Here is a 7,216-nt window from a genome sequence, read left to right on the forward strand (position 1 = left end):
AACAATACTGCATTCTCTTGACAATTTCTTTCGTCAAATACTAAAATGGACATGAGTCTGTTAAGAAAAGGACAACCCTTTTTCCTTCCAAAAAAGCGGTTTCGGTTTCTACAGATTTATACCATTCTTAATTATGGGTTCACTGGAGACGGTGAATAGTACATGTATTCATGTACATGTGAAATGAAAATCGGCGGGGGATCGCCGTGAGTATTCGTTATTCCCAAACATATGTAAGGTATGAAAACAGAAAAGTTGACCCAAGGAGTGCCTTGGAGGAACCAACGAGGAGGTGAACAGTATGGACATCGCTATCACGATTGCTCTCGTTGTGGCCGCGCTCGTTATTGGGTTCGGAGTCGGATATTTTATTCGCAAATCTCTTGCAGAGGCTAAAATCTCTAGTGCGGAACAAGCTGCCGTACAAATCGTGGAGAACGCGAAGAAAGAGGCAGAGGCACTGAAGAAAGAAACGGTGCTGGAAGCGAAGGATGAGATTCATCGCATTCGCGCCGAAGCTGAAAAGGACACTCGTGAACGTCGGAATGAAATTCAACGACAAGAGAGACGATTGTTGCAAAAAGAAGAGTCGCTGGATAAAAAATTGGAATCACTCGAACGTAAAGAAGAGCAAGTGGCTAACAAAGAGAAACGTATCGATGAAACACAGCAGCAGATTGAAATGATTTACAAAAACCAGGTGACGGAGCTTGAACGAATCTCCAATCTCACAATGGAAGACGCACGCAGTATCATACTGTCCAACGTAGAACAGGAAGTCCGTCATGAGACGGCTCAAATGATTAAGGACATTGAACAGCAAGCGAAGGAAGAGGCGGACAAAAAGTCCCGCGAGATCATTACACTCGCCATCCAGCGCTGTGCGGCTGACCATGTAGCAGAGACAACGGTCTCCGTTGTAACACTGCCTAATGAAGAAATGAAAGGCCGGATTATCGGTCGTGAAGGACGTAACATCCGTGCGCTTGAAACCCTTACCGGGATTGACCTCATTATCGATGATACGCCAGAAGCTGTTATTCTGTCGGGCTTTGACCCGATTCGTCGTGAAATTGCCCGCACTGCACTGGAGAAACTGGTGGCAGACGGACGGATTCACCCGGCTCGTATTGAAGAAATGGTGGAGAAATCACGTAAAGAAGTGGATGAGCGCATCCGTGAATACGGTGAGCAAGCTACCTTTGAAGTGGGCGTGCATGGTTTGCACCCGGATCTCATCAAGATTCTGGGCCGCCTGAAGTTCCGTACAAGCTACGGTCAGAACGTTCTGAAACATTCGATGGAAGTCGCATATTTGGCAGGACTGATGGCTGGAGAACTTGGAGAAGACGTAACTTTGGCAAGACGTGCAGGTTTATTGCATGACATCGGTAAAGCGCTGGATCACGAAGTGGAAGGATCACACGTCGAAATTGGCGTGGAACTGGCGAAGAAATACAAGGAACATCCAGTAGTTATTAACAGTATCGCTTCCCATCACGGGGACTGCGAAGCAACTTCGGTTATTGCGATGCTGGTGGGTGCAGCAGATGCGCTGTCCGCAGCACGTCCAGGTGCACGCCGCGAAACGCTGGAGACGTATATCAAGCGACTGGAGAAGTTGGAAGAAATTTCGGAATCTTTCGAAGGTGTAGAGAAATCATACGCCATTCAAGCTGGACGCGAAGTTCGTGTCATGGTGCAGCCTGAGAAGATTGATGATGCCGAAGCTTTCCGCCTCGCACGTGATATCACGAAGATGATTGAGAATGAACTTGATTATCCAGGTCATATCAAAGTCACTGTTATCCGTGAAACCAGAGCGGTTGAATACGCAAAATAGAGTTTTTATGAAAAGTGGCCGCTTCAGTGGGCCACTTTTCCTGTTGATAAGCGATGTAGGAATTGAGGAGGCAGCAATCAATGAAAGTTTTATTTATAGGTGATATTGTAGGTAACGTGGGACGTAAAGCACTCAAAGAAAATTTGCCATACCTGAAATCGAAATATAAACCACATGTGATCATTGTAAATGGTGAAAATGCAGCAGCAGGACGCGGCATTACTGGTGCGATCGCAAATGAATTTTTTAACTGGGGTGTCCATGGCATTACGCTGGGCAACCATACTTGGGACAATAAGGATATTTTTGATTTTATAGATGATGAGCCACGTATGATCAGACCGGCGAACTTTCCACCAGGCACGCCTGGACGCGGTTATACCGTTGTTAAAGGCGAGGGTAAGGAACTTGCGATTGTGAATCTGCAAGGCAGAACGTTTTTGCCAGCCATCGATTGCCCTTTCCGCGTGGCGGATGAGATTGTGGATGAGTTGCGCAAGGACTATACATGTATTCTAGTGGATATGCATGCGGAAGCAACGTCCGAGAAGATTGCCATGGGTTGGCATCTGGATGGAAGAGCATCATTCGTTGTAGGAACACATACCCATGTACAGAGCAACGATGAACGTATTTTGCCTGGGGGTACTGCATACTTGACCGATGCAGGCATGGTCGGTCCACGTGATGGTATCCTTGGCATGGAGCGTGAAGCGGTGTTACGTAAGTTCTATACCCAACTTCCGGTTCGTTTTGTTGTAGATGATGGCAAATGGCACTTTCATGGTGTGATCGTGGACATTGACGAGTCAACAGGAGCAGCCACACGGATCGAGAAAATCCGTCTAATGGAAGATGAGTGGCGCATGGAATAGGGGTATTGTCCCATTTTGCCGTGAAACCTGTTAAAAAGAAGGAATTTTTTTGCCTCCCGCGAATAACATCTAGTAAGTGGAAACAAACTTTCAACATTCCCAGGGAGGTACTTACCATGGATGTATTAAAAGTTTCAGCAAAGTCCAACCCTAACTCTGTAGCCGGCGCTCTTGCAGGAGTTCTTCGTGAACGTGGAAATGCTGAACTGCAGGCAATTGGAGCGGGAGCACTGAACCAAGCCATTAAAGCGGTAGCGATTGCCCGGGGATTTGTAGCACCAAGCGGAGTTGACCTGATTTGTATTCCAGCTTTTACAGACATAGTGATTGACGGTGAGGACCGAACGGCCATTAAGCTGATTGTGGAGCCCAGATAATACATGATTTAAGTTATGCATGAGCCTGTTTACGAATGAAGTAGACAGGTTTTTTTGCGTTATTTTTGAACGGTTTCGAAGAATAGATGGGTCATTTAACTGTAACAGGAGGGTCAGAGATGTCGATAAGAGACTGGTCTGTAGCTGATTTTCATTGTGATGCACTGAGTAAACTTTTGATGAAACCGGAACTTTCTTTTGAGAATGTTCCTGAACTGGATGTCAATCTACAGCGTATGCAACAAGGTGGTGTTCATCTGCAGGCGTTTGCGATTTATTTGCCAGAAGTGCTCGGCCGAGGTAAGTTTGAACATGTGATGGGACAACTGGAACTGTACCGTAAAAAGGTAGAACAGAGCGCACAGCGCTCCAGCGGGGTCAAGACACTGCTCTGGCGTGAACAGACAGTACAGTTGCAAAAGGAGACGAAAACCTCTCCATGGGGGCTCATCACGCTGGAGGGCGTGGACGGGTTGGAGGGCAACCTGTTTTATCTGGAATTGTGTTTTCAGATGGGAGTACGCATCGTCGGTCTTACATGGAATCATGCGAATTGGGCTGCGGACGGTATTATGGAAAAGCGAGGGGCGGGTCTGACAGAGAAAGGTAAGGAACTGATACGTCTCTGCAATCGGATCGGGATGCTGCTAGATGTATCTCATTTATCGGAAAAAGGCTTCTGGGAACTAGCCGATCTGAGTGAACGTCCCTTCATAGCCTCGCATTCAAACAGCTATAGCGTATGTCCGCATGTACGTAACTTGAAGGATGACCAGATTCAGGCCATAGTTGCGAGAGATGGACGTATTGGCTTGACGTTTGTACCTTGGTTTGTTCAAGAAGAGGATGAAGTGCAAATAGAGGATTTGCTGCCACACATTGAACAGATCTGTTCGCTTGGCGGAGCTCATCATTTGATGATGGGGTCAGATTTTGACGGGATATCAACCAAGGTTCAGGGTCTGGAACATGCGGGATGTTATCCAAAGCTGACGGAGATTTTGCTGAAGCACTACGACGAAGCTTTGGTGCAAGGCTGGTTATGGGGGAATGCAATGCGTTATCTCAGGGAACACTTGCCAGAGGGTAAACTGAAGCAAACGAGTGAATTCAAAGAATAAGGCCAGGAAGAAAGATGTAATAAATCTCACTTTTTTCAAGAAATGCGCTGTGAAATGAATAACATTCAGCGAAAATAAGTGTATTTCATGAATTTTCATCAGTTTGTTTTCATTTCACAGTAAAAAGGAGTATAATACCACTTGGATTGTTAAGAGCCTGACTACAGGCCATAGATAAACAAGGAGTGAATTTACGATGAGTAAAACAGTACCTGTGGGCGTATCCGCCCGTCACATTCATGTATCCCAAGAGCACGTTGATATTTTGTTCGGCAAAGGATATGAACTGACTGAATTTAAACCTCTGTCCCAGCCCGGACAATATGCTGCAAACGAAACGGTAGCGGTGATTGGTTCGAAAGGGCAGTTTGATAAAGTGCGTATCCTCGGACCTGTTCGTCCAGAAACACAATTGGAAATCTCCATGACGGATTCTTTTGCGATCGGTGTAAAAGCACCTGTACGTGAATCCGGAAGCATCGAAGGAACACCGGGAATCACGATTAAAGGACCAGCTGGCGAAGTTACCATCGATAAAGGTGTGATCGTTGCGGCTCGTCACATCCACTTCCATACGTCCGATGCAGCAAACTGGGGCATTGAAGACAAACAAATGCTGAAAGTCCGTCTGGGTGGAGAGCGTGGTCTGGTATTGGAAAATGTACTGGCTCGTGTATCCGATTCTTTCGCACTGGATATGCACATCGATACAGATGAAGCAAACGCAGCAGGTGCTCGTAATGGCGAAACTGCTGAAATCATCGATTAATAACCTTATGCGGTCTTCAAGCGCAGCAGTAGCTGTTTAATGAAGGTTGTATATAAGGACAGAACACCTGAGTACACTGGCAGAGCCAGTCCATTTGGACTGTGTGTCAGCGTGCTCAGGTTTTTTTGTGAGAAGGAAGGGTTATAACGGCGGAAGCCATTCGAAAGGGGCGTGTTTGCTTGTGGAACTACAGCCCAATTCATGTTATAATTTGCTGTAATGCTCTTTTGAAGCATGAAGAACCAAACGTGCGTATTTCAAGATGAAATGAATGTTTTTTATGAATAGAGGCTGTAAGGAGTGACCGAAGGAAATGGCTAAAGACTCAAAAAAGGATTACTCCCAATATTTTGATTTCTCCGATGCCAAAGTAATTTCGCAAGATGAATTCAGCAAAAAGATTAGAATTCGCGGACGCGAGATTAATATCAAAGCGGAACCGAACCATCGTCAGGAGAAACAAAGGGGCAAAGAGGATATTCAGGTTCTGTATGAAACTGCTGTTCCCGATGAACTGAAAACGATCGGAAAAGGCAAGCATTATATCGTATATACCTATGGATGTCAGATGAATGAACATGACTCCGAAACGATCAAAGGTCTGCTGGAAACGATGGGTTATGAAGCTACAGAAGATCGTAAAGCTGCGGATCTCATTTTACTCAACACTTGTGCGATTCGTGAAAATGCGGAAGACAAGGTATTTGGCGAACTGGGCCATCTGAAAACACTGAAGCTGGAAAACCCAGGCTTATTGCTTGGTGTATGTGGATGTATGTCTCAGGAAGAGGGTGTCGTTAATCGAATCATGCAGAAGCATGGTTTTGTTGATATGATCTTTGGTACCCACAATGTACACCGCCTCCCACACCTGATTCAGGAAGCGCTCTTTAGTAAAGAGATGGTTGTTGAAGTATGGTCCAAGGAAGGTGACATCATTGAGAACCTGCCGAAGAAACGTGAAGGTATGCGCGGCTGGGTAAACATTATGTATGGCTGCGATAAGTTCTGTACATATTGCATCGTACCGTTTACCCGGGGTAAAGAACGTAGCCGTCGTCCAGAGGACGTTATTGCAGAAGTAAGAGAACTGGCTAGGCAGGGATTCAAGGAAATTACGCTGCTGGGTCAGAATGTGAATGCATACGGCAAAGATTTTACGGATCTGAAGTACACCTTTGGTAATTTGATGGACGATATTCGCAAAATAGATATACCGCGCGTACGCTTTACAACAAGCCATCCGCGCGACTTCGATGATCATTTGATCGAGGTGCTCGCCAAAGGCGGTAATTTGGTGGAACACATCCATCTGCCAGTGCAATCAGGCAGTACGGAAGTGCTCAAACGTATGAGCCGTAAGTACACACGGGAACACTATCTAAAGCTGGCGGCGAAGATTAAAGCTGCTATTCCGGAGGTTGTCCTGACAACGGATTTCATTGTGGGATTCCCTGGTGAAACAGATGAGCAGTTTGAAGATACACTTTCACTGGTGCGCGAAGTGGGTTATGATTTTGCCTATACGTACATCTACTCTCCGCGTGAAGGCACACCTGCAGCGGTGATGGAAGATAATGTACCGATGGAAGTGAAAAAAGAACGTCTGAAACGCCTGAACGAAACGGTGAACGAGTACAGCCAGCGCAGTAACGAGCAGCAACGTGGCAAGATTGTTGAAGTGCTCGTCGAAGGAGAGAGTAAACGCAACTCGAACGTTCTGGCTGGACGTACTCGAAGTAACAAGTTGGTGCATTTTGAAGGGTCCAAGGAACTGATCGGTACGTTTGTACAAGTGGAAATTACCGATCCGATGACGTTTTATATTCGCGGCAACTTGCTTACCGAACCCGTAGCCGCGAATCAGTAATATTTATTTACACACCTAACAAGATGAGATTTTCGGCTTTAATACCAACATCCCTAATTAAGATGAATATTCTTTTGTACTTAGGTCAGGGGTACGGCGAGAAGTAGCGGAGGGGGGCGGAATCGATTCTGAAGAAACGAAGTGCTCGCCTTTATCGCTGGATTTTCCCCTTTGAGAAGGGATCGAAAAAATCCGGAGTAACAGCGATCAAAAGAACGATCCGAACCCGGAGCGTCCACTCAAGCCTTACTATTACAACAACTCACCTAACAAGATGAGGTTTCAGGTTCATTATCAGGTTTGGATATCTGCTCACGTAGCGAAGGGGACGGAATCGATTCTGAAGAAGCGAAGCGCTCGC

The 7,216-nt window shown here is 46.1% G+C and carries 7 protein-coding genes; 6 read left to right on the plus strand and 1 reads right to left on the minus strand.

The window, feature by feature from the left end; translation table 11 throughout:
• Window positions 1-301 precede the first annotated feature (301 nt).
• The 5 genes from rny to pduL all read left to right on the plus strand — a co-directional run bounded on the left by rny (window position 302) and on the right by pduL (window position 4,985).
• Window positions 302-1,843, plus strand: a complete 1,542-nt coding sequence (gene rny, locus AB4Z30_RS20480; RefSeq protein WP_184180346.1) for a ribonuclease Y — start codon at window positions 302-304, stop codon at window positions 1,841-1,843.
• Between the two features lie 80 nt (window positions 1,844-1,923).
• Window positions 1,924-2,718 carry a TIGR00282 family metallophosphoesterase gene (locus AB4Z30_RS20485; RefSeq protein WP_441929318.1) on the plus strand — a complete coding sequence of 265 codons (795 nt, stop codon included), beginning with the start codon at window positions 1,924-1,926 and terminating at the stop codon, window positions 2,716-2,718.
• A gap of 116 nt (window positions 2,719-2,834) precedes the next feature.
• Complete coding sequence (locus AB4Z30_RS20490) at window positions 2,835-3,095, plus strand: stage V sporulation protein S (RefSeq protein ID WP_007430104.1); 261 nt, start codon at window positions 2,835-2,837, stop codon at window positions 3,093-3,095.
• Between the two features lie 119 nt (window positions 3,096-3,214).
• Window positions 3,215-4,216, plus strand: coding sequence for a dipeptidase (locus AB4Z30_RS20495; RefSeq protein ID WP_441929319.1), 1,002 nt, complete (start codon window positions 3,215-3,217; stop codon window positions 4,214-4,216).
• A 196-nt stretch (window positions 4,217-4,412) separates the two neighbouring features.
• Window positions 4,413-4,985: a phosphate propanoyltransferase gene (pduL, locus tag AB4Z30_RS20500; RefSeq protein WP_441929320.1), complete on the plus strand. Its 573-nt coding sequence runs from the start codon at window positions 4,413-4,415 to the stop codon at window positions 4,983-4,985.
• A 5-nt stretch (window positions 4,986-4,990) separates the two neighbouring features.
• Here the strand turns inward: pduL and AB4Z30_RS20505 are convergent, their stop codons facing one another.
• Window positions 4,991-5,188, minus strand: coding sequence for a hypothetical protein (locus tag AB4Z30_RS20505; RefSeq protein ID WP_441929321.1), 198 nt, complete (start codon window positions 5,186-5,188; stop codon window positions 4,991-4,993).
• Window positions 5,189-5,298: 110 nt separating this feature from the next.
• Between AB4Z30_RS20505 and miaB the strand changes: the two genes are divergently transcribed.
• Window positions 5,299-6,855 (plus strand): tRNA (N6-isopentenyl adenosine(37)-C2)-methylthiotransferase MiaB, encoded by a 1,557-nt coding sequence (gene miaB, locus AB4Z30_RS20510; protein WP_441929322.1) that lies wholly within the window; start codon window positions 5,299-5,301, stop codon window positions 6,853-6,855.
• Window positions 6,856-7,216 lie beyond the last annotated feature (361 nt).

This window comes from Paenibacillus sp. 2TAF8 (assembly GCF_052114825.1).
Taxonomy (GTDB): Bacteria; Bacillota; Bacilli; order Paenibacillales; family Paenibacillaceae; genus Paenibacillus.